This is a genomic window from Methylobacterium oryzihabitans (assembly GCF_004004555.2).
GTDB lineage: Bacteria > Pseudomonadota > Alphaproteobacteria > Rhizobiales > Beijerinckiaceae > Methylobacterium > Methylobacterium oryzihabitans.
The window spans coordinates 15,983-42,736 of record NZ_SACP01000026.1; the positions used below are offsets into that span (position 1 = coordinate 15,983).

The 26,754-nt window shown below is 71.5% G+C and carries 18 protein-coding genes; 13 read left to right on the top strand and 5 right to left on the bottom strand.

All coding sequences use genetic code 11. The features are described 5' to 3' along the window. Nucleotides 1–281: 281 nt before the first annotated feature. Together EOE48_RS21510 and EOE48_RS21515 are read right to left on the bottom strand one after the other, a co-directional pair. Entirely contained in the window at nucleotides 282–1,796 is a 1,515-nt protein-coding gene (locus EOE48_RS21510; protein ID WP_127732940.1) for a fumarate hydratase, read from the bottom strand. Nucleotides 1,797–1,808: 12 nt separating this feature from the next. Continuing rightward, nucleotides 1,809–2,957 (bottom strand): CaiB/BaiF CoA transferase family protein, encoded by a 1,149-nt coding sequence (locus EOE48_RS21515; protein WP_127732941.1) that lies wholly within the window; start codon nucleotides 2,955–2,957, stop codon nucleotides 1,809–1,811. A gap of 398 nt (nucleotides 2,958–3,355) precedes the next feature. Between EOE48_RS21515 and EOE48_RS21520 the strand changes: the two genes are divergently transcribed. Both EOE48_RS21520 and EOE48_RS21525 read left to right on the top strand, forming a co-directional pair. Continuing rightward, on the top strand, nucleotides 3,356–4,567 hold the full coding sequence (locus EOE48_RS21520) for an ABC transporter substrate-binding protein (RefSeq protein ID WP_127732942.1): 1,212 nt from the start codon (nucleotides 3,356–3,358) through the stop codon (nucleotides 4,565–4,567). A 14-nt stretch (nucleotides 4,568–4,581) separates the two neighbouring features. Continuing rightward, a complete protein-coding gene (locus tag EOE48_RS21525) occupies nucleotides 4,582–5,175 on the top strand; it encodes a glutathione S-transferase family protein (protein WP_127732943.1) in 594 nt (197 codons plus the stop codon). A gap of 43 nt (nucleotides 5,176–5,218) precedes the next feature. On the opposite strand, the gene metC is transcribed toward EOE48_RS21525, so the two are convergent. Further along, nucleotides 5,219–6,406 carry a cystathionine beta-lyase gene (gene metC, locus EOE48_RS21530; RefSeq protein ID WP_127732944.1) on the bottom strand — a complete coding sequence of 396 codons (1,188 nt, stop codon included), beginning with the start codon at nucleotides 6,404–6,406 and terminating at the stop codon, nucleotides 5,219–5,221. A 71-nt stretch (nucleotides 6,407–6,477) separates the two neighbouring features. Continuing rightward, complete coding sequence (locus EOE48_RS21535; protein ID WP_127732945.1) at nucleotides 6,478–6,927, bottom strand: hypothetical protein; 450 nt, start codon at nucleotides 6,925–6,927, stop codon at nucleotides 6,478–6,480. A gap of 226 nt (nucleotides 6,928–7,153) precedes the next feature. On the opposite strand from EOE48_RS21535, the gene EOE48_RS21540 reads away from it, so the two are divergent. Genes EOE48_RS21540 through EOE48_RS21555 form a run of 4 tightly spaced genes read left to right on the top strand, consistent with a single transcriptional unit; the run spans nucleotide 7,154 to nucleotide 11,425 of the window. Next, on the top strand, nucleotides 7,154–8,173 hold the full coding sequence (locus tag EOE48_RS21540; RefSeq protein ID WP_127732946.1) for an amino acid ABC transporter substrate-binding protein: 1,020 nt from the start codon (nucleotides 7,154–7,156) through the stop codon (nucleotides 8,171–8,173). Nucleotides 8,174–8,231: 58 nt separating this feature from the next. After that, complete coding sequence (locus EOE48_RS21545) at nucleotides 8,232–9,440, top strand: amino acid ABC transporter permease (protein WP_246154675.1); 1,209 nt, start codon at nucleotides 8,232–8,234, stop codon at nucleotides 9,438–9,440. 12 nt (nucleotides 9,441–9,452) lie between these two features. Continuing rightward, the gene (locus EOE48_RS21550; protein WP_127732947.1) at nucleotides 9,453–10,610 is read left to right on the top strand and encodes an amino acid ABC transporter permease; all 1,158 of its coding nucleotides are present in this window, start codon (nucleotides 9,453–9,455) and stop codon (nucleotides 10,608–10,610) included. A 5-nt stretch (nucleotides 10,611–10,615) separates the two neighbouring features. Next, a complete protein-coding gene (locus EOE48_RS21555; protein ID WP_127732948.1) occupies nucleotides 10,616–11,425 on the top strand; it encodes an amino acid ABC transporter ATP-binding protein in 810 nt (269 codons plus the stop codon). Nucleotides 11,426–11,624: 199 nt separating this feature from the next. On the opposite strand, the gene EOE48_RS21560 is transcribed toward EOE48_RS21555, so the two are convergent. Next, complete coding sequence (locus tag EOE48_RS21560; RefSeq protein WP_187371505.1) at nucleotides 11,625–11,960, bottom strand: helix-turn-helix domain-containing protein; 336 nt, start codon at nucleotides 11,958–11,960, stop codon at nucleotides 11,625–11,627. A gap of 166 nt (nucleotides 11,961–12,126) precedes the next feature. Here EOE48_RS21560 and EOE48_RS21565 point away from each other — a divergent pair, with 166 nt between their 5' ends. The 7 genes from EOE48_RS21565 (at nucleotide 12,127) to EOE48_RS21595 (ending at nucleotide 26,647) form a co-directional block, all read left to right on the top strand. Then, complete coding sequence (locus tag EOE48_RS21565; protein ID WP_127732950.1) at nucleotides 12,127–12,861, top strand: LuxR family transcriptional regulator; 735 nt, start codon at nucleotides 12,127–12,129, stop codon at nucleotides 12,859–12,861. Between the two features lie 148 nt (nucleotides 12,862–13,009). Continuing rightward, entirely contained in the window at nucleotides 13,010–13,666 is a 657-nt protein-coding gene (locus tag EOE48_RS21570) for an acyl-homoserine-lactone synthase (RefSeq protein ID WP_127732951.1), read from the top strand. 48 nt (nucleotides 13,667–13,714) lie between these two features. Beyond that, nucleotides 13,715–13,987, top strand: coding sequence for a hypothetical protein (locus EOE48_RS21575; protein WP_127732952.1), 273 nt, complete (start codon nucleotides 13,715–13,717; stop codon nucleotides 13,985–13,987). 79 nt (nucleotides 13,988–14,066) lie between these two features. Beyond that, complete coding sequence (gene glgX, locus EOE48_RS21580) at nucleotides 14,067–16,178, top strand: glycogen debranching protein GlgX (RefSeq protein WP_127732953.1); 2,112 nt, start codon at nucleotides 14,067–14,069, stop codon at nucleotides 16,176–16,178. A gap of 147 nt (nucleotides 16,179–16,325) precedes the next feature. Continuing rightward, entirely contained in the window at nucleotides 16,326–18,146 is a 1,821-nt protein-coding gene (gene treZ, locus EOE48_RS21585) for a malto-oligosyltrehalose trehalohydrolase (protein ID WP_127732954.1), read from the top strand. Next, nucleotides 18,147–23,075, top strand: a complete 4,929-nt coding sequence (locus EOE48_RS21590; protein WP_127732955.1) for a malto-oligosyltrehalose synthase — start codon at nucleotides 18,147–18,149, stop codon at nucleotides 23,073–23,075. 191 nt (nucleotides 23,076–23,266) lie between these two features. Next, on the top strand, nucleotides 23,267–26,647 hold the full coding sequence (locus EOE48_RS21595; RefSeq protein ID WP_127732956.1) for a maltotransferase domain-containing protein: 3,381 nt from the start codon (nucleotides 23,267–23,269) through the stop codon (nucleotides 26,645–26,647). Nucleotides 26,648–26,754 lie beyond the last annotated feature (107 nt).

Below are 26,754 nucleotides of genomic sequence, written 5' to 3' on the forward strand. Positions count from 1 at the left end.
CCCTCTCCCGAGTGGGAGAGGGGACAGGGGTGAGGGTGGCTCGGCTTCAGTATAAATTACCAAGTGTTGAGCTGCATAGCTCGACGCTCGGCGTTCAATCCGGCGCCGTCTCCACCCTCACCCCTACCCCTCTCCCACCCGGGAGAGGGGATCAAGAGCTTGGATTAGATTATGGGAATGAGCCTGTGGGCGACGTCTCAACTGGGACTCGCAAGCCTTCCGTCGCCCAAACACCGCTCCCTCACTATCTGGAGCTCCGGCGATGGACCGGAGCCCCCGGCTCACGCCGGCACCGGCTCCCGGGGCGCCGGGCGGCGCCAGCGGGCGGGGCCGTCGCGGTGGATCGAGGTGCCGGCGGAATCGACCGCCACCGTCACCGGCATGTCGGCGACGACGAATTCGTGGATCGCCTCCATGCCGAGATCCGCGAAGGCGAGGACCCGCGACGCGCGGATCGCCTGCGACACCAGATAGGCCGCCCCTCCCACCGCGATGAGATAGGCGCAGCCGTGCCGGGCGATGGTCTCGACCGCGGCGGGGCCGCGCTCGGCCTTGCCGACCATCACCAGCAGGCCGGTCCGCGACAGGATCGGTTCGAGGAACTTGTCCATCCGGGTCGCGGTGGTCGGGCCGGCGGGACCCACCGCCTCGTCGCCGACCGCGTCGACCGGGCCGACGTAGTAGATCGCCCGGTCGCGCAGATCGACCGGCAGGTTCTCGCCGGCCTCCAGCATCCGGGTGAGGCGCAGATGGGCGGCGTCGCGCCCGGTCAGCAGCCGGCCCGAGAGCAGCAGCGTCTCGCCGGCGCGCCAGCCGGCGACCTCCTCGCGGGTGAGCCGGTCGAGGTCGACCCGCCGCCCGGCCGGTCCCGCCGCCCGGATGTCGTCGGGCCACAGGTCGGGGGAGGGGGGCTCGAACGAGGCCGGCCCGCTGCCGTCGAGGACGAAATGGACGTGCCGGTCGGCGGCGCATTGCGGGATCAGGGCGACGGGCAGCGAGGCGGCGTGGACCGGGAAGGTGCGGATCTTCACGTCGAGCACGGTGGTGAGCCCGCCGAGCCCCTGCGCGCCGATGCCGAGCGCGTTGATGCGGTCGCAGATCTCCAGCCGCAAGTCCTCCTCGCGCGAGGACGGGCCGCGGGCGCGGATCTCCGGCAGGTCGATCGGATCGAGCAGCGACAGCTTGGCCAGCGTCATCGCCTTGTCGGGCGAGCCGCCGATTCCGAGGCCGATCAGGCCGGGCGGGCACCAGCCGGCGCCGAGGGTCTCGACGGTGCGCACCACCCAGTCGGCGACCGAGTCGCTCGGGTTGAGGGGCGCGAACTTCGCCTTGTTCTCGGAGCCGCCGCCCTTGGCGGCGACGTGGACCTCGACCGTGTCGCCGGCCACCATCTCGACATGGAGCATGGCGGGGGTGTTGTCGCCGGTGTTGCGGCGGGAGAACAGCGGGTCGGAGACGACGGAGGCGCGCAGCGGGTTGCGCTCGGTGCGCCACGCCTGCCGCACGCCCTCGTCGACGATCTCCTGCAGCGAGCGCCGGCTGTCGATCCGGGCGCCGAGGCCGACCTTGACGAAGACCTGGGCGGTGCCGGTGTCCTGGCAGATCGGCCGGCGGCCGAGCGCCGCCATGCGGGAATTGACCAGGATCTGCGCCATCGCGTCCCGGGCGGCCGGGCTCTCCTCGCGCCGCCACGCCGCGACGAGATTCCGGACGTAGTCGGCCGGGTGGTAGTACGAGATGAACTGCAGGGCGTCCGCGATCGAGACGACCAGATCCTGTTCGCGAATGGTGGCCATGGCGTCCTCCGCTCAGGCGGCGCGCGTCGCGAATTCGCGCCGGATCGTCTCGCTGTGCTCGCCGATCGCCGGCACCGGGCCGAGCACCGGCGCCTGCCCGTCGCGCAGGGCCGGCGGCGCCACGATCGAGGCGGTCCCGGCCGGGGTCTCGACGCTGACCCGGCGCAGGGCCGGGTGGGACGACAGGTCGGCGGCGCCGTTGACGAAGCCGTAGGCGGTGCCCGCCGCCCGCAGCCGGTCGGCCGCCGCCGCCCGGTCGAGCCGGGCGAAGACCGCCGCCACCACCGCATCGACCGCCGGCCGGTTGGCGACGCGCGCGTTGTTGCTCTCGAAGCCCTCCCGCGACGGCAGGTCGGGATCGCCGAGGAACTCGGCGCAGAACCGGCGCCACTCGCGCTCGTTCTGGATCGAGATCAGCACCAGCGCGCCGTCGGCGGTCGGGAAGGCGCCGTAGGGGCAGATCGACGGGTGGGCGAGCCCGACCCGCTCCGGCGCCCGCCCGGTGCCCTCGGTGTAGAGCAGCGGCACGTTCATCCAGTCGGCCATGCCGTCGAACAGGCTCACCTCCAGCCGCGCGCCCCGGCCGGTGATGCCGCGGGCGATCAGCGCCTCGAGCACCGCCGCATGCGCCGCCATCCCGCAGGCGATGTCGCAGACCGACACGCCGACCCGCCCCGGCCCGGCCGGGTGCCCGGTGATCGCCGCGAGCCCGCTCTCGGCCTGGACCAGCAGGTCGTAGGCCTTCATCTCGGCGTAGGAATGGCCCCGCCCGTAGCCGGTGACGTCGACGGTGACGAGCCGCGGGTGGCGCTCGCGCAGGGCCTCGCTGCCGAACCCGGCGCGGGCGGCGGCGCCCGGCGCGAGGTTCTGGATGAACACGTCGGCCCGCTCCAGGATCGCGTGCAGCAGGCGCGCGTCGTCCGGGTCCTTGATGTCGGCGACGAGGCTCTCCTTGCCGCGGTTGAGCCAGACGAAGTAGCTCGCCAAACCGTTGACCGAGGCGTCGTAGCCGCGGGCGAAGTCGCCCTCCGGCCGCTCGATCTTGATGACCCGGGCGCCGGCATCGGCGAGGCGCGACGAGCAGTAGGGCGCCGCCACCGCCTGTTCCAGCGCCACCACCAGCAGGCCCGAGAGGGGCTTGTCCTGAGCGTGAGGAGTCATCGTCACGCTCCCGGCGCGAGGGCGACGGGCGCGGTGGCGCCGAAAGGATGCCGATGGGCGTTCATGCCGTCCTCCCTTGTCGGCCCGACCGGCCGCATGCTGGCGGCCCTGCCGGCCGCGATTGGCCGGGGTGATGATCCCCCGACGGACCCAAGTCCAATACAATCGGCATGCGCCTGCAAGAGCCGAAATGTATGGCTCGCGCCGGGCTCGTCTTCCGGCCGCCGGTGCCATCGGCGAAACATATGGCACATGCATCCCTAAAGTATTTGACGGCGATCGGTCCGGACGCCGATATCGCGGCGTTCCGCGAGCATCCCCGGTGTCCGGCGACGGACCTCAACGAGGCATGCCGCGAGAGGAAACGCTCCAAGGAGGGATCGCCGATGTCCGTAGGGATGACACGCCGCCTGTTCACCGTCGCCGGCTCCTTGGCCGGCTCCCTGGCCGCGCTCCTCGGCCCGGGGACCGGGGCGTTCGCCCAGACGCCGCTGCGCATCGGAGTGGTCGAGGACCTGTCGGGCATGTATTCGGGCAATGGCGGCCCGAACATGGTGCTGGCGACCCAGCTCGCGGTCGAGGATTTCGGCGGCAAGGTGCTCGGCCGGCCGATCGAGGTGACCGGCGTCGACCACCAGAACAAACCCGACATCGGCTCGTCGCTGGCCCGCCAGCTCGTCGACCAGCGCGGCGTCTCGGCGCTGGTGCTCGGCGGCGCCAGCTCGGTCGGGCTCGCGGTCCAGTCCTACGCCAGGGAGCGCAAGGTCACCACGCTGGTGACCGGCGGCTACGCCTCGCAGTTCTCGGGAGCGGGCTGCTCGCCCTACGGCACGCAGTGGACGCCCTCGACCGGCGAGCTCGCCAAGGCGGTGGCCGGCGCCGTGGTCCAGGGCGGCGGCAAGTCCTGGTACTTCATCACCGCCGACTACGTGTTCGGCCACGGCCTCGCGGCTGATGCCAGCAAGGCCGTGAAGGCCGCCGGCGGCAGCGTCGTCGGCGAGATCCGCCACCCGCTCGGCGCCACCGACCTGTCGTCGCAGCTCATCCAGGCCCAGTCGTCCGGCGCCGACGTGATCGGGCTCGCCAATGCCGGGCCGGACCTCGTCAACACGATCAAGCAGGCGCGGGAATTCGGCATCACCTCGAAGGTGGTGGCGATGCTGGTCTTCACCAACAACACCGTGGCGCTCGGCCTCGACGTGGCCCAGGGCATCCGCATGGCGGTGAACTTCTACTGGGACGCCAACGATCCGAGCCGCGCCTTCGCGAAGAAACTGATGGCCCGCAACGGCAACGTGGTGCCGACCATGGGCCACGCGGTGGCCTACGTCTCGACCCTGCACTACCTCCGGGCGGTCGAGAAGGCCGGGACGGACGACGCCGCCGCGGTCGACAAGGCGATGAAGGAGATGCCGATCACCGACGGGATCCTGAGCAACCCGCGCATCCAGAAGAACGGCCGCGTGGTGATGGACATGTACCTCGTCGAGGTGAAGAGCCCGAAGGACTCGAAGAGCAAGGCCGACCTGTACCGCATCGTCGAGACCATTCCCGGCGACACGCTGTTCACTCCGGCCGAAAAGAGCGGCTGCCCGCTGACCGCGGGCTGAGGGAGGATTTTTCCATGACGACGCTGTTTGCCAACCCGACCTCGCCCTTCGTGCGCGTCGTGCGGATGGCGCTGCACGAGAAGGGGCTCGCCGGGACGGTCGAGACCCGGTTCGTCGACGCCTGGGCCGACGACCCGGCCTTCCTCGACGCCAACCCGGCCGGGCGCGTCCCGGCCTTCGTGACCGCGGACGGCGCCCGGCTGACCGAGGCGATGCTGATCCTGCGCCACCTCGAGACGCTGCGGCCCGAGCCTCCCCTGTTCGGCGACGACGCCGCCCTGTCGCGGGCCGGGCTCGCGGTCGGCGTGTTCGACGCCGCCGTCGCGGTCATCATCGGGCGCAAGTCGAATCCCGACTTCGACACCCACCTCGTCGGGCGCAAGCGCCACCGCACGATGCATGACGGCCTCGCCCGCCTCGACGCGGCGCTGCCGGACGGCCAGGGCGGCGCCCTCGACCTCGCCGGCATCGCGGCGATCACGGCGCTCGACTACCTCGTGTTCCGCTTCCCCGGCGAGGACTGGCGCGGGATCGCCCCGCGGCTCGCCGCCTTCCGCGACGCCCATGCCGACCGGCCGTCGGTGGTCGAGACGGTGCCGAGAGGGTAGGGGCGGCGCCCCCGCGGCGCCGGGATCCTGGGCCGCCCGGACCTCAGCCCGCAGCCCGCAGCCGGGCGAAGCCGGCATCGAGGTCGCGCTTGAGGTCGTCGAGATCCTCGAGCCCGATCTGGAAACGCAGGCCCGGACCGCCCGGCGCCCAGGCGGTGGCGGTGCGGTAGGGCTTGCAGTCGAACGGGATCACGAGGCTCTCGAAGCCGCCCCACGAGAACCCCATCCCGAACAGTTCGAGCCCATCGAGCATCGCCGCGACGGCGGCCTCCGGGACCGGGTTCAGCACCACCGAGAACAGCCCCGACGCGCCCTTGAAGTCGCGCTTCCAGATCGCGTGGCCGGGATCCTCCGGCAGGGCCGGGTGCAGCACCCGGGCGACCTCGGGCCGGTCGCGCAGCCACTCGGCCATCGCGAGGCCCTGGCGCTCGTGCTCGCGCAGGCGCAGGGACATCGTGCGCAGCCCGCGCAGGGCGAGGAACACGTCCTCGGCGCCGGCGCACATCGCGAACTGGTCGAAGGTGCGCCGCAGGGCCGGCCAGTACCGGGCATTGGCCGAGGTGAGGCCGAGCAGCAGGTCGGAGCCGCCCGACAGGTACTTGGTGCCGGCCTCGATCACGATGTCGACCCCGCGCTCGTGGGCCGAGAACAGCAGCGGCGTCGCCCAGGTGTTGTCCATCAGCACGGCGGCGCCCCGGGCGTGGGCGGCCGCGGCGATGGCCGGGATGTCCTGCATCTCGAAGCTCTGCGAGCCCGGCGCCTCGGTCAGGACCGCGGTGGTGTTCTCGCGCATCAGGTCGGCGAGGCCGGCCCCGACCAGCGGGTCGTAGTAGGTCGTCTCGACCCCGAACCGGGCCAGGAACCCGTCGCAGAACACCCGGGTCGGCCGGTAAGCGGAATCGGTCACCAGCAGGTGGTCGCCGGCCTTGAGGCAGGCGAGCAGCCCGACCGTGACGGCGGCGAGGCCCGAGGGCGTCAGCACCGTGCCGGCGGCGCCCGACAGCTCGGTCCAGGCCGCTTCGAGGGCCCGGATCGTCGGGGTGCCGGCGGTGCCGTAGGTGTACTCCGCCCGGCGGTGCTGGAGGTCGTCGTAGGACGGGAACAGCACCGTCGAGCCGCGGTAGATCGGCGTGTTGACGAAGCCGTGCTGGGCCGACGGGTCGCGCCCGGCATGGACGAGGCGGGTGCGCTCGCCGAGGCGGCTCGGATCGCGGGGAGGGGTGATGCTCATCGGGCCTGCGGGTCGACGGAAGACTGCGCCCGACCTCGCCCGCCGGTGCCGTCGCCGTCAAGCCGCGGCCGTCAGCAGCCGCGACAGATCGGCTTGACCGAGACCGACAGCGCCTTCTCCAGCCGGGACAGCACCACCTGGCTGTCGGGCGAGGGCGTCTGCGGCCGGCCCGTCTCCCCCGGCGTCGCGCCGGCCGAGACGAGGCCGCCGGGCTTCCACACCAGCGTGGCGTAGTCGGTCGGCACCTGCCGCGCCCACCGTCGCCGGTCGGTGGAGGACCGCAGGAGGGCCGCGAACGGATCGACCATCATCGGGTCGGCGGCGGAGACCCGCGCGAGGCGGGTCCACGGCGCCGGGTCGGGGTCGGGCGACCGGGTCGCGGCGAAGGCCTGGACCGGCGGGGCCGACAGATCGGCCCAGCCCTGCGGCGGCGGGGCACGCGTGCAGGCCCCGACCGCGACGAGGACGAGCCCGACCGCAACGCTTTGCCACCACGCCATCGTCCACCCGCGACGCCGCACCGGCGTCGTCCCCCACTGGCCGCACCGGGGGCAGTCAACACGATCGTGGTTAACGGCGCGTTCCGGGCCGTGCCGGCAACGTCCTGCGGCGAAACCGCTCCGGCTGTTGAGCGCGTTTCGTTAGCACTTGACCGGATCGAGGCACACCGTTGGAATGCCACTTGCTTAGGCACTTACCACGGGCGCCCCGGCGCCTCTTCATTCGTTCGAACGAGACGGAAACCGGATGACGATCATCAAAGCGGCCCTCGCCCTGGGGCTCGGCCTGTGCCTGTTCGGCGGCGCGGCCCAGGCGCAGGCCACGCTCACCGGGGTCAAGCAGAAGGGCTATCTCGCCTGCGGGTCGAATCCCGCGCTCGCCGGCTTCGGCGTGCCGGACGCGCAGGGACGCTGGACCGGCCTCGACGTCGATTTCTGCCGGGCGCTCGCCGCGGCGATCTTCAACGACCCGACCAAGGTCCGCTTCATCCCGCTCTCGGCCAAGGACCGCTTCACCGCGCTGCAATCGGGCGAGGTCGACATCCTGTCGCGCAACTCCACGTGGTCGATGTCGCGCGACACCACCCTCGGCCTCGACTTCCCGGCGGTCAACTTCTACGACGGCCAGGGCTTCATGGTGAAGAAGAAGCTCGGCGTCACCTCGGCCAAGCAGCTCGACGGCGCCTCGATCTGCACCCAGCAGGGCACCACGACCGAGCTCAACCTCGCCGACTACTTCCGCGCCAACAAGCTGAAATACGAGGTCGTCGCCTTCGCGAGCGCCGACGAGACCTTCAAGGCCTACGATTCCGGCCGCTGCGACGCCTTCACCACCGACGCTTCGGGCCTCTACTCCGAGCGCCTGCGCGCCACGGCGCCCGACGACAACGTCGTGCTGCCGGAGATCATCTCGAAGGAGCCGCTCGCCCCGGCGGTGCGCCAGGGCGACGCCCAGTGGGCCGACATCGTGCGCTGGACCCACTACGCCATGCTGAACGCCGAGGAGGCCGGGATCACCCAGGCCAACGTCGATCAGATGAAGTCGTCCGACAATCCCGACGTGAAGCGCATCCTCGGCACCGAGGGCAAGTACGGCGAGGCGATCGGCCTGACCAGCGACTGGGCCTACCGGATCGTCAAGCTCGTCGGCAATTACGGCGAGGTGTTCGAGCGCAACGTCGGCCAGGGCTCGCCGCTGAAGATCCAGCGCGGCCTCAACGCCCTGTGGTCGAAGGGCGGCCTCCAGTACGGCCCGCCGATCCGCTGACGGCTTTCGTCCGGCCGGGCCGCGAGCCCGGCCGGCCCTCACGACGGAGCCCATACCCGTGCAGACGCCCGCTCCGGCGACCCCGCGCTCCTCGCCGAAGGTCTCGCCGCTCTACGATCCGCGCATCCGCGGCGCCGCCTACCAGCTCCTGCTGCTGGTCGTCGTCGGCCTTCTGGCCTGGACCGCGATCGACAACGCCGCCGACAACCTGCGCAACGCCCGCATCGCCTCGGGCTTCGGCTTCCTCGGCAACACCGCCGGGTTCGACGTCAACCAGTCGCTGATCCCGTTCGCCGCCGCCTCCTCGACCTACGGCGCCGCCTTCGTGGTCGGCCTCATCAACACCCTGATGGTCGCGGCGATCGGCATCGTGCTCGCGACGATCCTCGGCTTCCTCGTCGGCATCGCCCGGCTGTCCGAGAACTGGATCGTCGCGCGGCTGGCCGAGATCTACATCGAGGTGATCCGCAACATCCCGCTGCTGCTGCAACTGCTGTTCTGGTACATCGCCGTGCTGTCGGCGCTGCCCTCGGCCCGCGACAGCTACGCCCTGCCGGGCTCGGTGTTCCTCAACCAGCGCGGGCTGTTCCTCCCCAGGCCCCTGCTCGCCGCCGACGCCTGGGCGCTGCCCCTGGTGCTGGCGCTCGGCATCGCCGGCGCGGTCGCGTTCCGGATCCATGCCGGCCGGGTGCAGCGGCGCACCGGGCGGCGCCTGCCGGTCCGGCGCGTGGCCGCCCTGCTCGTGCTGGGCCTGCCGCTCGCCGTCTGGGGGCTGCTGGCGCTGCTCGGCCTCGCCCCGGTGACCTTCGAGCTGCCGGTGAAGGGCACCTTCAACCTGCGCGGCGGCCTGCAGCTCTACCCGGAATTCGTCGCCCTGGTGCTCGGGCTGGTGATCTACACCGCCGCCTTCATCGCCGAGGTGGTGCGGGCCGGCATCCAGGCGGTGTCGCGCGGCCAGCGCGAGGCGGCGCGGGCGCTCGGCCTGCAGTCCGGCACCACGCTACGCCTCGTCGTCATCCCGCAGGCGATGCGGGTGATCGTGCCGCCGCTGACCAGCCAGTACCTCAACCTGACCAAGAACTCGTCGCTCGCCGTCGCGGTCGGCTACCCCGACCTCGTGCAGATCTTCATGGGCACGGTCCTCAACCAGACGGGCCAAGCGGTCGAGGTGGTGGCGATCACGATGGCGGTCTACCTCACCATCAGCCTCGTCACGGCCTCCGTCATGAACCTCTACAACCGGCGCGTCGCGCTGGTGGAACGCTGAGGAGCCGCCGCGATGACCGCCTCCTCCGGCCTCCTGGCGCAGCCCTTCGTCCGCCGCGACCCGGTCCCGGCGGCGCCGCCGCCGGCCCTGGTCGGCGGGCCGGTCGCCTGGATCCGCCGCAACCTGTTCTCCAGCCTCACCAGCACCGCGCTCACCCTCGCGGCCGTCCTGCTGCTCGCCCTGATTCTGCCGCCGCTGCTGCGGTTCCTGGTCTTCGACGCGGTCTGGACCGGCGAGAACCGCGACGCCTGCCGGCCGGAGGTGCTCGGCCGCCCGGTCGGCGCCTGCTGGGCCTTCGTGGCGAACAAGATCAACTACTTCGTCTACGGCTCGTACCCGATCGAGGCGCGCTGGCGGGCCGACGTGTTCTTCGCCCTGCTGGCTTTCGGCCTCGCCTGGATGCTGTGGCTCGACGCCCCGCGCCGCGACCTCGGCGCGGCGTACTTCTTCGTCGTCTTCCCGCTCGCCTCCTACGCGCTCCTCGCCGGCGTGCCGGCGCTGGGGCTCCCCGCGGTGCCGACCTCGCTGTGGGGCGGCATGCTGGTGACGATCGTCGTCTCCCTCGTCGGCATCGTCGTCTCGCTGCCGTTCGGGGTGCTGCTCGCCCTCGGGCGGCGCTCGCGCCTGCCGGTGGTGCGGCTCGTCTGCGTCATCTTCATCGAGTTCTGGCGCGGCGTGCCGCTCATCACCGTGCTGTTCATGGCCAACGTGATGCTGCCGCTGTTCCTGCCCGGCGACGTCACCGTCGACCGGCTGGTGCGCCCCCTCGTCGGCATCGCGCTGTTCTCCTCGGCCTACATGGCCGAGATCGTCCGCGGCGGCCTCCAGGCGATGCCGCGGGGCCAGTTCGAGGGCGCGATGTCCCTCGGCCTCGGTCCGTGGCTGACGATGCGCCTCGTGATCCTGCCGCAGGCCCTGCGCATCGTGATCCCGGGCATCGTCAACAGCTACATCGCACTGTTCAAGGACACGACGCTGGTCTCGATCGTCGGCATCTTCGACTTCATCCGCACGATCGAGTCGGCCCGCGTCGACCCGAACTGGGCCGCCCCGACGGTGAGCGTGACCGGCTACGCCTTCGCGGCCCTGTTCTACTTCCTGTTCTGCTTCGGCATGTCGCGCTACTCCCGCTTCGTCGAGCGGCGCCTGTCGGCCAGCCACGCACGGTGACCTCCATGACCGCTCAAGCCCTGCCGGAGATCGATCCGGACCTCGCCCCGGCCAACACCTCGGTGACGCGCCTCGCCGCGGCGCCGACCGTCGTGACCCTCGACCGCGTCAACAAGTGGTACGGCGCCTTCCACGTCCTGCGCGACGTCGACCTGACGGTGCGCAAGGGCGAGCGCATCGTCATCTGCGGGCCTTCGGGCTCGGGCAAGTCGACCCTGATCCGCTGCATCAACCGGCTCGAGGAGCATCAGGCCGGCCGGATCGTCGTCGACGGCATCGAACTGACCAACGACCTCAAGAAGATCGACGAGATCCGCCGCGAGGTCGGCATGGTCTTCCAGCACTTCAACCTGTTCCCGCATCTCACCGTGCTGGAGAACTGCACCCTCGCCCCGATCTGGGTGAAGAAGATGCCGAAGGCCCAGGCCGAGGAACTGGCGATGCGCTACCTCACCCGGGTCAAGATCCCGCATCAGGCGAGCAAGTATCCGGGCCAGCTCTCGGGCGGGCAGCAGCAGCGGGTCGCCATCGCGCGCTCGCTGTGCATGAGCCCGAAGATCATGCTGTTCGACGAGCCGACCTCGGCGCTCGACCCCGAGATGGTCAAGGAGGTGCTCGACACCATGGTCGGCCTCGCCGACGAGGGCATGACCATGCTGTGCGTGACCCACGAGATGGGTTTCGCCCGGCAGGTCGCCGACCGGGTGATCTTCATGGACGAGGGGCAGGTCGTCGAGGTCAACACCCCCGACGCCTTCTTCCGCAACCCGCAGCACGAGCGGACCCGGCTGTTCCTGAGCCAGATCCTGCATTGATCCGCAATCCGGAAGTCATTGTCCGGATTGCGTATCGCCAGCCCGCGCGGTGAAGCCGGAGGCTCCACACGCATGAGCGAAGCCGGTTGCCGCATCGCGGAAGCGATCCCGCCGGGGTTGCCAGAAGCGATCGATTGGAAACCGGATGATCGTCCGGGAATCGTATCATACCGAAGGTCATTTTCCATGACCTTCGGTATCACCCGTTCCGGTCGGCCAGCGCCAGCGCAAGGGCGACGAGGTGGTCGCGCAGGGCCGGATCGGCGATCCGGTCGAAGGCGGCGACGAGCTGGGCGCGGGCGTCGCCGGTCTCTGTCTCGACCGCGGGAGCACCCCGCTCCGGCTCGGGGAAGAAATATTCGATCGGCGTCTGGAGCGCGCTCGCGATCGACCACAGCAGGCCGGCGCTGATCGAGTTGTGGCCGGATTCGTACTTGGAGATCTGGTTCGACGAGACGCCGATCCGCCCGGCGAGCTCGGCGATCGAGATGCGCCGGGCCCGCCGGGCCGACCGCACCCGATCGGCGATGGACATCGCCGCGTCCCGCTCTGGTGTCACGTGGTTGCCCCCTGTCCGGCGCCACCGGCGCCGCGCCGCATGACGCGGCTGTTTCAGGTAGCGAATCCGCCGAAAATCCAGTAGCGTCAACCAAAAATTGTACTGAGTGGCCGATGCCGGCGCGCTCCTCCCGGGCCAGGCTGTGGATACCATACGGCAGATCTCCTTCGACGTCGTTCATCGCCTCAAGCGAGCCGAGACCAGCGAGCAGCTGTTCCAGGAGTTGCAGAGCGCCGGCGGCGATTTCGGCTACGATTCGTTCATCGTGACTGGACTGCCTCAGAGACCCAGCGAGCTCCTGGCCGATTGTTCGCTCCTGGTCGGCTGGCCGCTGGACTGGGCACAGCGTTACATCGAGCGGGACTACGTCCGCATCGATCCGGTGATCGAGCACATCCGCCACACCATCGATCCGTTCGTCTGGAGCGAGGTGGCCTACGACCGGTCCGATCCGGGGCCCGCCCGGGTCATGAACGAGGCGCCGTCCTTCGGGCTCGTCGACGGCTACTGCGTGCCGGTCCACCGTATCGACGGGCGCGAGGCGGGCGTCAGCTTCGGTGCCGCCCGGCTCGACCTGTCGGACGACGCCCGGGCCGGCCTGCACATGATCGCGGTCTACGCCTTCTCGAAGGCGGCGTCCCTGCGCTCCGAGGCGGCGGCGGCGCCCGAGCGCGGCGCCGCCGGGCGCTGCTCGCAACGCGAGATCGAGTGCATGAGATGGGCGGCGGCCGGCAAGACCGGCTGGGAAACCTCCGAGATCCTGTCGCTGTCGCAGCGCACCGTCGAGTGCTATCTCGCGTCGGCGGCGAAGAAGCTCAAGGCCGTGAACCGCGTGCAACTCATCGCCGAAGCGATGCGCCGGGGCCTGATCGAGTGACGGGCGTCAACGGCTGAGTGCGAACCCGGCGTCATGCCGGTACGGCGCCCGTCTCTCAAGTCCGCGGCCCCGCGCTCCCGTAAATTTACGGAATACCCGCCGCACGGTCGATCGGAGACAACTCCCCGCGGAACCGGGGAGACGTCGCATGATCCAGATGATCGAAGGCCGATACGGCAGGCATCACGCCGATCTCATGGAAAGAGTTTTCCGTTTCCGGCACCGTTTCTTCGTCGATCATCTGAAGTGGGAGGCCCTGCGCCGGCCGGACGGCCGCGAGATCGACGCGTTCGACGGGCCGGACTGCGTCCACCTCGTCGGGCTCGACGGGGACGAGGTGGTCTCCTACGCCCGCCTGCTGGCTACGACGCGCCCGCACCTCCAGAGCCACGTCTACCCGCAGATCCTCCAGGGCGCCGTCGCCCCGACCGGTCCGCACATCTACGAATGGACCCGCTGCGCCGCCGCGCCGTGGAAGCGCGACGGGACGCGCGCCCTCGACCCGATCAGCGGCTACCAGTTCGCCGCCGTCGCCGAGGCCGCCGAGCGGCTCGGCCTCGACGGCCTGCTGGTCCAGACCCACCCGATCATCGTCGAGCGCCTGATCTCGATCGGCTGGGACGTCGAGCCCCTGGCGCTGCCGTTTCCCTACGACGGCAAGCCCCTGATGCCGATCTACGCCCGGCTGACGCCGGATACCGCCGCGACGACGCTCGCGGTCTACGGGCTTGCCGGGCCGGCCCTGGAAGCGCCCGCGGAGCGACCGGGCGAGGGGCCGGCGCCGTGGGCGCCCGCCGACCGCTGACGCCTCCCCGGAGCCGGCCCGTTCCGGCGCTCGATTCTCTCGGACCTCATGCCAGACCTCGATCCGACCCCGGACGCCCACCCGACCGCCGACGAGGCCGCGGCCCTCGCCCGCGGCGTCCCGGACTACTTCAGGAATCGCGTCGCTTCCGACCTGCCGCTCCATCGCCGACTGGTGGATCTCGCCTGCCGCCTCGGCGGCGCCTCCGAGATGCTGGCCGAGGATCTCGAGGAACTCGGCCAGCGCTACCTCGACCTGTCCCGGGCGGTGAGCGCCGCCCTGTACCGGGAGGAGGGCGCCGAGCGCGACGAGCCCGGTTGACGACGCCGGATGGCCGCCTTGACCGTTGCGCGCCGATGGGCAACCGATCGGGTTCCCTCAGGCGATGGACGGCATCGGCATGTTCGCACTCGACGACGGCGCGCCCGCGCCCCTGGGCGCCCATTTCGACGGGCGCGGCGTCAACTTCGCGCTGTTCTCGGCCCACGCCACCGCGGTCGAGCTGTGCCTGTTCGACCCGACCGGCCGCACCCAGACCGACGCGATCCGGCTGCCGCGCCGGACCGACGACGTCTGGCACGGCTACCTCGCCGGGGTGCTGCCGGGCCAGCTCTACGGCTATCGCGTCCACGGCCCCTGGGAGCCCGCCCGCGGCCACCGCTTCAACCACCACAAGCTGGCGCTCGATCCGTACGCCCGCGAGCTGCACGGGCGGGTGCGCTGGCACGACGCGCTCTACGCCTACCGGCGCGGGGGCCCGCGCGACGACGTCCCCGACCGCCGCGACAGTGCCGCGATGATGCCCAAGGGCATCGTGACGGCGCCCGACGCCGAAATCCGCGACGACCCGCCCCTGCGCCGGCCGATGGTCGACACCGTGATCTACGAGGCCCATGTCCGCGCCCTGACCCAGACCCATCCGGGCGTGCCGGTGCCGTGGCGGGGCAGCTACGCCGCCCTCGGCCACCCGGCGATCGTCGATCACCTCGTGAAGCTCGGCGTCACCGCGCTCGAATTGCTGCCGATCCAGGCCTTCGTCGACGACCGCTTCCTCGTCGACAAGGGCCTGAGCAACTTCTGGGGCTACTCGCCGCTGAACTACTTCGCGCCCGAGCCGCGCTATCTCGGACCCGCAGGCATTCCGGGCCTCAAGGCGGCGATCCGCCAGCTCCACGCCGCCGGGATCGAGGTGCTGGTCGACGTCGTCTACAACCACACCTGCGAGGCCGGCCGCACCGGGCCGAGCCTGTCGTTCCGCGGCGTCGACAACGCGAGCTACTACAAGCTGCGCCCCGACGACCCGCGCGAGGACATCGACTGCACCGGCTGCGGCAACAGCCTCGACGTGGCGCATCCGCGGGTGATGCAGATGGTGCTCGATTCCCTGCGCCACTGGGTCGAGGCGTACGGGATCGACGGCTTCCGGTTCGACCTCGCCTCGACCCTCGCCCGCTCGCCCCACGACTTCACCCCGCGGGCGGCGGTGCTGCAGGCGATGGCCCAGGACCCGGTGCTGTCGCGGGTCAAGCTCATCGCCGAGCCGTGGGACCTCGGCATGGGCGGCTACCAGCTCGGCGGATTCCCGGTCGGGTGGAGCGACTGGAACGACCAGTTCCGCGACGCCGCCCGCGGCTTCTGGCGCGGCGACGACGGCCAGTTGCCGAAGCTGACCCAGGGCCTCACCGGCTCCAAGGAGATTTTTTCCGCGTCCGGGCGGGGCCCGTCGGCGAGCGTCAACTTCATCGCCTCCCACGACGGCTATACGCTGGCCGACGTCGTCGCCTACGAGACGAAGCACAACGAGGCCAACGGCGAGGGCAACCGCGACGGCCACGGCCACAACGTCTCGCGCAATTACGGCGTCGAGGGGCCGACCGGCGATCCCGCCATCCTGGCGGTGCGGGCACGCCAGAAGCGCAACCTGCTCGCCACGATCCTGCTCGCCCAGGGCGTGCCGATGCTGCTGATGGGCGACGAGCGCTCGCGCAGCCAGGGCGGCAACAACAACGCCTATTGCCAGGACAACGCGACCTCGTGGGTCGACTGGTCGAACGACGGCGGCGACCCGGCGCTCGCCGAGTTCGTGCGCAACCTGCTCGCCCTGCGCCGGGACCACCGGGCGCTGCGGCGGCGCCACTTCCTCACCGGCGAGACGGTGGCGGCGGGGCTGAGAGACGTCCACTGGCTCGCCCCCGACGGCACAGAGATGGGCGACGCCGACTGGGGCGATTCGCGCCGGCGCGCCTTCGGCATGCAGATCGGCAACGACGCCCCGGACGGACGCCGCCTGCTGCTGCTTGCCAACGCCGATCCCGACCCTCGCGAATTCACCCTGGCCCGCGTCGTCGGCGGGCCGTGGAGCGCGGTCTTCGACACCCGGAGCGCCGACGGCCGGCCGCGGGACAAGCTCGCCCTCGCGGCCGGCGGCAGCCTCGTCCTCGACGGGCGCTCGCTCCTGGTGCTGTCGCGCCCGGGCGGGAGAGCGGGGAAAACCGTCGAAGCGCGGCCGTGAGGCGGTTGCCGTAACGTCGCCCCGCCATACCTGCCGGCGGGCGGTTCAGGCTCGCTCGCGGGCCGGAACCAAGCGGGGCCGGAGGGTTTCTTGTGTCAGTGCCCCCCGGCATGAACCCGTGAGCCCGACCGGAAGGATGGTGGCCCGATGCGGCGCGCCCACAGCATGCCATTTGGCGCAGAGATCGGGCCGGAGGGGGTGCGCTTCGCCCTCTGGGCGCCGAGCGCCGAGCGCGTCGCGCTCGTGCTCGACGGGACCGAGCACGCGATGGCGGCAGGGGAGGGCGGCTGGTATCGCCTCACGGTTCCGGGGGCGAAGGCCGGCGGCCGCTACGGCTACCGCATCGACGGCGACCTCGTGGTGCCGGATCCCGCCTCGCGCTTCCAGCCGGAGGACGTGTCGGGCCCGAGCGAGATCGTCGATCCCGGCGCCTTCGCGTGGGGGGACGAAGCCTGGACCGGCCGCCCCTGGGAAGAGGCGGTGATCTACGAGGTGCATGTCGGCACCGCGACTCCGGCCGGCACCTATGCCGGCCTCGCCGAGAAGCTGGAGGATCTGCGCGACCTCGGCGTCACCGCGATCGAGCTGCTGCCGCTCGCCGACTTCAAGGGCAGCCGCAACTGGGGCTACGACGGCGTGCTGCCCTACGCGCCGGATTCCGCCTACGGCACCCCCGACGACCTCAAGCGCCTGATCGACAAGGCGCATTCCCTCGGCCTGATGGTCATCCTGGACGTGGTCTACAACCACTTCGGCCCGGCCGGGAACTATCTCCACGCCTACGCCAAGAGCTTCTTCACCGACCGCCACCAGACCCCGTGGGGCGCCGGCATCAACTTCGACGGCGAGACCTCCGGCCCGGTGGTGCGGGACTTCTTCGTCCACAACTCGCTGTACTGGCTGGACGAATTCCATTTCGACGGCCTGCGCTTCGACGCCGTCCATGCGATCCAGGACGATTCGGAGACCCACTTCATCGCCGAGCTGTCGCAGCGCATCCGCGCCGCCCTGCCGGACCGGCACGTCCACCTGATGCTGGAGAACGAGGCCAACCAGGCCCGCTGGCTCGCCCGCGACGAATCCGGCCGGGCGATCGGCCACAGCGCGCAATGGGCCGACGACCTCCATCACGGCTGGCACGTCCTGCTCACCGGCGAGGAGGCCGGCTACTACGAGAGCTTCGCCGACAAGCCCTTCGAGCGCCTCGCCCGCAGCCTCGCCGAGGGCTTCGCCTACCAGGGCGAGCCGTTCAAGACCCTCGACAACCATCCCCGCGGCGAGCCGTCCGCCCACCTGCCACCCTCGGCCTTCGTGACGTTCCTGCAGAACCACGATCAGGTCGGCAACCGGGCGCTGGGCGAGCGGTTGAGCGCGCTCGCCGACCCGCAGAAACTCGCGCTGGCCCGCGCCGGCCTGCTCCTGGCGCCGCAGATCCCGATGCTGTGGATGGGCGAGGAATGGTCGGCCTCGACGCCGTTCCTGTTCTTCGTCGACTTCGCCCCCGACGAGGAGCTGAACAAGGCGGTGCGCGACGGCCGCCGCCGCGAGTTCAAGAGCTTCGCTGCCTTCGCCGACGAGGAGAAGGCGAAGACGATCCCCGATCCGACCGCCAGGACCACCTTCGACGCCTCGAAGCTCGACTGGTCGGAGCGCGACCGCCCGCCCCACCGCGCGGTGCTGGAGGACACCACCCGCCTGCTCGCCCTGCGGCAGGCGGAGGTCGTGCCCCTGACCAAGACCGCCTGGAAGGGCGGCCGGGCCGAACGGCCGCGGCCCGACGTGATCGACGTCACCTGGACCTATGCCGGCGGCACCCTGCGCCTCGTCGCGGCGCTCGGCGACGAGAGCTTCGACCTCGCCGCCCCCGCCGGCACCGTCGTCTGGCAATCCCCCTCCGTCGTCCCCGGCGACGGCGGCTCCCTGGTGTTGGCCCCCTGGTCGGGCGTGTTCGTGAAAGAGGTCGCGTAGATGTCGGCGTCCGAGGAACGGGTCTCGCAGCTCGCCGATCTGGCCGGCATCGCCGACCGCTACACCGACGCCTTCGGCAAGGGGGTCGAGACGCCGCTCGCCGTCCGCGCCGGCGTGCTCGCCGCGATGGGCCTGCCGTCGGGCAGCGACGACGAGGCGCGGGCGAGCCTCGAGCGCGTCCGCGCGCTGCGGCACGGGCTGGTGCCGCCGCTGCTGCCGGCCGAGGCCCGCCGGGTGCTGCGGGTGCCGGTGCGGGTCGAGGGCGGCAGCGCCGGCCTGCTCAACTGGCGCCTCGTCGACGAGCGCGGCAGCGCCCGCGACGGCCGCGTCACCGTCACGCCGGGCGACGACACGGTCGCGATCGAACTGCCGCCGCTGACCCCGGGCTACCACCGCCTCGTCGTCACCCTCGGCGACCGGCGCGCCGACGCGATGGTGATCGCCGCGCCGCAGCGCTGCTGGCGCCCGCGGGCCTTCGCCGACGAGGGCGCCAGCGACTGGGGCCTCGCCGCCCAGCTCTACGGCCTGCGCTCGGAGCGCAACCTCGGCATCGGCACCTACGCCGATGCCGGCCAGGCCGCCGCCGATGCCGGGGCGCGGGGCGCTTCGTTCCTCGGCCTCAGCCCGGTCCACGCGCTGTTTCCCACCGACCGCCAGAAGGTCTCGCCCTACTCGCCGTCGTCGCGGCTGTTCCTCGAAACCCTCTACATCGACCCCTCGGAGATTCCGGGCTTTCGCAACAGCGCCGCGGCCCGGCTGCTGGAGGAGGCGCGGCCGCGCATCGAGCGCCTGCGCGAGGCGTCGCTCGTCGACCATGCCGGGGTGTGGGAGGTGCTGCGCCCGGTCCTCGACGCCCTGTGGCAGGAGTCGCGCGCCCGCGCCGGCCAGGATCCCGACTTCCTCGCCTTCCGGGCCTCCGGCGGCGAGAACCTCGAAGCCCACGCGGTGTTCGAGGCCCTGTCCGAGCACTTCGCCGCATCCGGCGCGCACTGGCTCGGCGACTGGCCGGAGGAGTACCGCCGCAACGGCACCGCGGCCGTGCGCGACTTCGCCGGCACGCACGAGGAGCGCGTGGCGTTCCACGTCTGGCTCCAGTTCGTCGCCGATACCCAGCTCGCCGGTGCCGCGTCCCGGGCGCTCGGGGCCGGCATGCGGCTCGGCCTCTACCGCGACCTCGCGGTCGGCGCCGACCGCGGCGGCTCGGAACTGTGGTCGCATCCCGAGCGGTTCGTCCCCGGGCTGTCGATCGGCGCGCCGCCGGACCTCCTCGCCCCCAACGGCCAGGATTGGGGCCTGCCGCCCTTCGACCCTCTCGAACTGGAGCGCAACGGCCTCGCGGCGTTCCGCGCCCTGGTCCAGGCCAACATGCGCCACGCCGGCGCGATCCGCATCGACCACGCCTTCCAGCTCGCCCGGCTGTTCCTGATCCCGACCGGCGAGGGCGCACGGGCCGGCGCCTACGTGGCGATGCCGTTCGAGGCGATGCTGGCGGTGTTGCGGCTGGAGAGCCACCGCGCCAAGTGCCTCGTCATCGCCGAGGACCTTGGCACCGCGCCGGAGGGCTTCTCCGACGCGCTGATGCAGGCCGGCATCCTGAGCTACCGCATCCTGTCGTTCGAGCGCGAGGGCGAGGGCCGGTTCAAGCCGCCCTCGGCCTATCCGCGCGACGCGCTCTGCGCCGTCACGACCCACGACCTGCCGACCTTCGTCGGCTGGTGGCGCGGGGTCGACACCGACCTGCGCCAGTCGCTCGGGCTCTACGACGCCGAGCGGGCCGAGGGCGAGCGCGGCGAGCGCGTCCACGAGCGCTGGCGCCTCGCCGAGGCGCTGGCCCAGCAGGGCCTGCTGACCGCCCCCGAGCCGCCCGAGCAGCCGCCGTTCGAGGCCGCCGCCCGCTTCCTCGCCCGCGCGCCCTCGGTGCTCACCGCCGTCCAGTACGAGGACGTGCTCGGCGAGATGAGCCAGGCCAACATGCCGGGCACGATCGACGGCTACCCGAACTGGCGCCGCAAGCTCGACCGCGATCTCGACGCCATCGCCGAGCCCGGCGGGCCGCTCGCCAAGCTCGCCGCCGCCCTCGCCTCGGAGGATCGCGGGCCGCGCTCGGGCGCCGCGCGCCTCGCCTCGGCCCCGCCGCGGGCGACCTACCGGCTGCAGTTCCACAAGGACTTCACCTTCGAGGACGCCACGAAGGTGGTGCCGTACCTCGCCAAGCTCGGCATCAGCCACGTCTACGCCTCGCCGATCCACAAGGCGCGGCCGGGCTCGATGCACGGCTACGACATCGTCGACCACCGCGAGATCAACCCGGAACTCGGCGGCGAGGACGGCTTCGTGCGCTTCAGCGACGAACTGAAGCGCCACGGCCTGAAGTTCCTGCTCGACATCGTGCCCAACCACATGGGCGTCGGCGGCGCCGACAACCCGTGGTGGCTCTCGGTGCTGGAATGGGGGGCGCTGTCGCCGGCCGCCAACGCCTTCGACATCGACTGGGGCCGGCTCGGCGCCCACGAGAAGCTGGTGGTGCCGTTCCTCGGCGACCGCTACGGCGAGGCGTTGGAGAAGGGCAACCTGAAGCTCGCCTTCGACCCGCAGGACGGCGGCTTCAGCGTCTGGCACTACGAGCACAAGTTCCCGGTCTGCCCGCTGAGCTACCCGATCGTCCTCGACCGGGCGCTCGCGGCCCTGCCCGAGGTCGGCGACGCCGCCTCGGCCGAGGTGCTGGCGATCTCCGAGCGCCTGCGCCTGATGAGCGAGGAGACCAACGCCGACCGCCTCGCCGGCTTCCCGGCCGAGGCCGACGGGCTCAAGCAGCGCCTCGCCGAGGCGGTGACGCGGGCGCCGGCCCTCAAGAGCGCGATCGAGCGCGCCGTGACGCTGGTCAACGGCTTCGAGGGCCACCCGGAAAGCTTCGGCACCCTGCACCGGATGCTGGAGAGCCAGTCCTACCGCCTCGCCCACTGGCGGGTGGCGGCGAGCGACATCAACTACCGCCGCTTCTTCGACGTGAACTCGCTTGCCGGCCTCAAGGTCGAGGTCGGCCCGGTCTTCGAGGCCGCCCACGCGATGCTGTTCCGGCAGATCCGCGAGGGCCGCATCGATGGCTTGCGGATCGACCACATCGACGGCCTCGCCGACCCGGCCGGCTACGCCCGGGCGCTCCAGGCGTCGGTCGGCCCGGGCTTCTACGTCGTGGTGGAGAAGATCCTGGAGCCGGGCGAGAAGCTGCGGCCCTGGCCGATCGCCGGCACCACCGGCTACGACGTGCTCAACCAGATCGACGGCGTGTTCGTCGATGGCGCCCGGCGGCAGGCGGTGAGGACGCTCTACGCCGAGGCGACCGGCACCGACGAACCCTACGGCTGGCTCCTGCGCAGCGTGAAGGCCGAGATCCTCGAGACCAGCTTCGCCAGCGAGCTCGAGGTGCTCACCTCCGACATCAAGCAGGTGGCCGACGCCGACCGGCGCACCCGCGACTTCTCGGTCAACGCCCTGCGGCAGGCCCTGTCGGAGATCATCGCCCGCTTCCCGGTCTACCGCAGCTACCTGCCGCAGGACCTCGACGAGGGCGAGATCGAGGCCGAGGACCTGAAGCTCATCGACGGCGCGGTGCGCAAGGCCAAGCGCCGCTCGATCCTGCCCGACCGCTCGGTGCACGACTTCGCGCAAGCCGTACTGCTCGGGCGCATCGACACCGAGGGCCCGGGCAAGCCCGACCCGGAGATCGTGCGCCGCTTCCGCCGCCGCTTCCAGCAGCTCACCGGCCCGGTGATGGCCAAGAGCCTGGAGGACACGCTGTTCTACCGCTTCGTCGAGCTCCTGGCGCTCAACGAGGTCGGGGGCGATCCGGGCGAGTACGGCATCGACGCCGAGCACTTCCACGCGCTCCAGGCCGCCCGCGCCCGCGACTGGCCGAACGCGATGATCACCACCGCCACCCACGACACCAAGCGCGGCGAGGACGCGCGGACCCGCCTGCTCGCCCTCTCGGAGATGCCCGAGGAATGGCGCGCCGAGTGGGAGCGCTGGACCGCCCTCGTCGCCCCGCACCTGTCCGAGGTCGAGGGCGAGGCGGCACCCGACGCCAACGACCAGTGGATGTTCCTGCAGGCAATCCTCGGCGCGTGGCCGCTCGAACTGCTCGACGGCGAGGCGGCGGGAGACGTGGAGGACTTCCGCAAGCGTCTTGGCGCCTACGCCGAGAAGGCCTTGCGCGAGAGCAAGCGCAAGTCGAGCTGGGTCAACGTCGACGAGGGCTACGAGGGCGCGGTCTCGCGCCTGTTCGACGCCTTGATCGCGCCGGGCTCTGATTTCCTGCGCGAGTTCCGGCCGTTCGCCAAGCGGCTCGCCGAAGCCGGGATGGTGACGGGCCTTGCCCGCACGGTGCTCAAATGCACCCTGCCGGGCCTGCCCGACACCTACCAGGGCACCGAGTTCTGGGACTTCTCGTTCGTCGACCCCGACAACCGCCGGCCGGTCGACTACGAGGAGCGCAGCCGGGCGCTGGCCGGATCCGCCTCGATCCCCGAGATGCTGGCGACGTGGCCGGACGGGCGGATCAAGCAGTCGGTGCTGGCCCGACTGCTCGCCGACCGCGCCGCCGAGCCGGTCTTCTACGCCGAGGCCGATTACCGGCCGCTCGCCGCGCAGGGCAGACGGGCGGAGGGGGTCCTCGCGTTCCTGCGCGCCGACGCAACGGCCGGCGCCGAGGCCGGCGACCTCCTCGTCGCCGTGCCGCGGGGCGTCGCCGCCGAGGGCGTGGGCCGGGTCGGCGGGGCGTTCGACGGCACGACGCTGCCGGTGCCGGAGGGCAGCCGCTGGCGCGACCTCGTCACCGGGCAGGAATTCGGCGACCGCGGCGGCCATCTGGCGGTGTCGGAGCTGTTCGCAACCCTGCCGGTCGCTGTGCTCCGCCAGATCGCGACCTAGATCCGACCCGTGGCCGGTGCGGCGCTTCTTCCGGGAGCGTCACACCCTCGTGAGGCCGGGCGGCGTACATGCCGCCGAAAGCCGCGGCTCCCGTCGCGGCCGAGAGCCGGTCGGCCGGGCGCGTGGCGCCCGCCGGCCAGGAACGTCCGTCGCGGGCCGCGACGGGACAGGATGCCAACAGGAACGGGACGATGAACGCACCCCGCACCAGCACCGAACCCGCCGAGCCGGCCGACGACCTGGTTGCGCCGCTGCCCGCCACCCTGGCGCCCCTCGCCGCGGGCCCGCGGATCTACAACCTGTTTCCGCTGCTGATCGGCCGCGTCGCCGACTGGAGCGCCGAACTGCCCCGCATCGCCGGGCTCGGCTTCGACTGGGTCTACCTCAACCCGTTCCATCAGGCCGGCGGCTCGGGCTCGCTCTACGCCGTCGCCGATCCCGACCGCCTCGACGAGCGCTTCCGCGACCGGGACGGCACGCCGGACGACGAGCAGATCCGCCGGTTCGTCGCCGCCGCCGCCGAGAACGGCCTGAAAGTGATGACCGACCTCGTGGTCAACCACGCCGCCAATGACGGCCGGCTGGTGCGCGAGCGGCCCGACCTGTTCCTGCGCGACGCGCAGGGCGTGCCGGTCAGCCCCTCGGCGGTCGATCCCGACGATCCGACCAAGGTCACGGTGTGGGGAGACCTCGCCGAGTTCGACTACCACGCCGAGCACGCCCGCCATGCGCTGACCGAATTGTGGGACGGCTACGTCGCCCGGCTCCAGGCCCTCGGGGTCGCGGGCTTCCGCTGCGACGCCGCCTACAAGGTGCCGCCCGACGTCTGGCGTATTCTGATCGGACGGGCCAAGGAACGCGACCACGGCGCGCTGTTCGCCGCCGAGACCCTCGGCTGCACCTTCGAGGAGGCGCGTGCCACTGCCGGGGCCGGGTTCGACTACCTGTTCAACTCGTTCGCGTGGTGGGACCTCAAGGCGCCGTGGGCGCTGGAGCAGTACGAGCGCCTGCGCACCATCGCGCCCTCGATCGCGTTCCCGGAGAACCACGACATGGCCCGGCTCGCCGCCGGGCTCGGGCACGATCCGGCCCGGGTCGCGGCGGCCCTGAAGGCCCGCTACGCGCTGGCGGCGTTCTTCTCCGCCGGCGTGCTGATGCCGGTCGGCTACGAGTGGGGCTACCGCCGGGCTTTGCACGTGGTCGAGACCACGCCGGCCTCGCGCGAGACCGACAGCGGGGTCGACATCTCGCCCTTCGTCGCCGCGATCAACCACCTGCGGGCCGAATTGCCCGCCGCCAACGTCGAGGGCGCGCAGTGGCGCCTCTCGGCGCCGGACGCGCCCTACGTCGCGCTGCTGCGCTTCGACACCGGCCACCAGGGCTCGGCCCGCCACGCGGTGCTGGTGCTGTTCAACCCGACCGACGCCCCGGTCGCGGTCGATCCCGGCCCGCTGATCGCCCGGGCCGGCGGCGAGATCGGCCCGTTCGAGGACCTGACGCCCGACGCCAGCCCGCTGCCGTTCCGGCCCGACGCCGCGGTCTCGCTCGAACCCGGCGCGGTCCACATCCTGGCCGCCCGCCGGGTGGCGCCGCTGGAGCAGCCGCGCCCGCCGGAGGAGCCGTCCGGCGACGGCCGGGTCATCATCGAGGCGGTGAGCCCCGAGATCGACGGCGGCCGCTCGGCGGTCAAGCGCGTCGTCGGCGAGCGCCTGCGGGTCGAGGCCGACATCTTCACCGACGGCCACGACATCATCGCCGCCGCCGTGCTGTCGCGCCTCGCCGGCGAGACCGAGTGGCGCCGCGACCCGATGGTGTTCGTCGACAACGACCGCTGGGCCGGCCACTTCCCGCTGCTGCGCAACGCCCGCTACGAGTACACGATCGAGGCGTGGCGCGACGACTTCTCGTCGTGGCTGCGCGGGCTGGAGAAGAAGCGCGTCGCCGGCGTGCCGATCCACCTCGAGACCCGCGAGGGCGTCGAGCTGGTGAGGCGTGCCGCCGACCTCGCCGACGGCAGCGACGCCGCGACCCTGCGCGGCCTCGTCGGGGCGCTCGACGCCGAGGAGCCGGGCTCGCCCGCCCAGCTCGACCGGATCCTGGAACAGGCGAGCCTCATCCGCCGCAACTCCGAGCGGGTGAACCTGTCGCGCTATCCGGTGGTGCTGGAGGTCTTCGCCGACCGCCTCGCGGCCCGGTTCTCGGCCTGGTACGAGATCTTCCCGCGCTCGCAATCCGGCGACCCGAACCGCCACGGCACCTTCGACGACGTGATCGCGCGGCTGCCCGAGATCCACCAGCTCGGCTTCGACGTGCTGTACTTCACGCCGATCCACCCGATCGGCCGCACCAACCGCAAGGGCAAGAACAACTCGCTCAAGGCGCGCGAGGGCGATGTCGGCTCGGTCTACGCGGTCGGCGCGCCCGAGGGCGGCCACGAGGCGATCCACCCGGAACTCGGCTCGTTCGACGACTTCCGCCGGCTGATCGCCGCGAGCCACGCCTACGGCATGGAGATCGCCCTCGACTTCGCGATCCAGTGCTCGCCCGACCATCCCTGGATCAAGCAGCATCCGGAGTGGTTCGACTGGCGCCCCGACGGCACGATCAAGTTCGCCGAGAACCCGCCGAAGAAGTACGAGGACATCGTCAACGTCGAGTTCTACAACGGCGGCCTGCCGTCGCTGTGGATCGAACTGCGCAACATCCTGGCCGGCTGGTGCGAACTCGGCGTGCGGATCTTCCGGGTCGACAACCCGCACACCAAGCCGATTCCGTTCTGGGAATGGGTGATCCGCGACCTCAACGCGGTCTATCCCGACGCGATCTTCCTCGCTGAGGCCTTCACCCGGCCGAAGATGATGAAGAAGCTCGCCAAGGCCGGCTACCAGCAGAGCTACACCTACTTCACCTGGCGCAACACCAAGGCCGAGCTGACCGCCTACGCGCTCGAACTGGCCGGCGAGATGGGCGAGTACTACCGCCCGAACTTCTTCGCCAACACGCCGGACATCAACCCGGTCTACCTCCAAACCTCGGGCCGCCCGGGCTTCATCGTGCGCGGCACGCTCGCCGCGACGCTGTCGAGCGTCTACGGCATCTATAACGGCTTCGAGCTGTGCGAGGCCGCCCCCGTCCCGGGCAAGGAGGAGTACCTCGATTCCGAGAAGTACGAGCTGAAGGCCTGGGACTACGACCGGCCCGGCAACATCCGCGACCACGTCATCAAGCTCAACCGCATCCGGCGCGACAACCCGGCCCTGTGGGACTTCCGCAACGTCAGCTTCACCCAGGCCGGCAACGACCAGATCCTGGCCTATGTCCGGACGACGCCGGACCGCGACAACGTGCTGTTCGTGATGGTCAATCTCGATCCGAGGAACCGTCAGGAATGCACCTACGAGGTGCCGCTGTGGGAGTTCGGCCTGCCCGACGACGGCGCGGTCGAGGTCGAGGATCTGCTGCTCGGCTACACCTTCGAGTTGCGCGGCAAGACCCACCGCATCGCCCTCGACCCGGCCGAGCGCTCCGTGGTGATCTGGCGTCTGCGCCGCCCCGCCCGGGTTGCGGCGTAGGCGAGCCCGTGGCAGCACGACGGGGCGGCCCGCTGCCGCTCCGCCGCATCCGGACGAGGCTTCCCGCCCGCGACCTCCGAACAATCCGTGGTTGCCCGGCGTTCCCG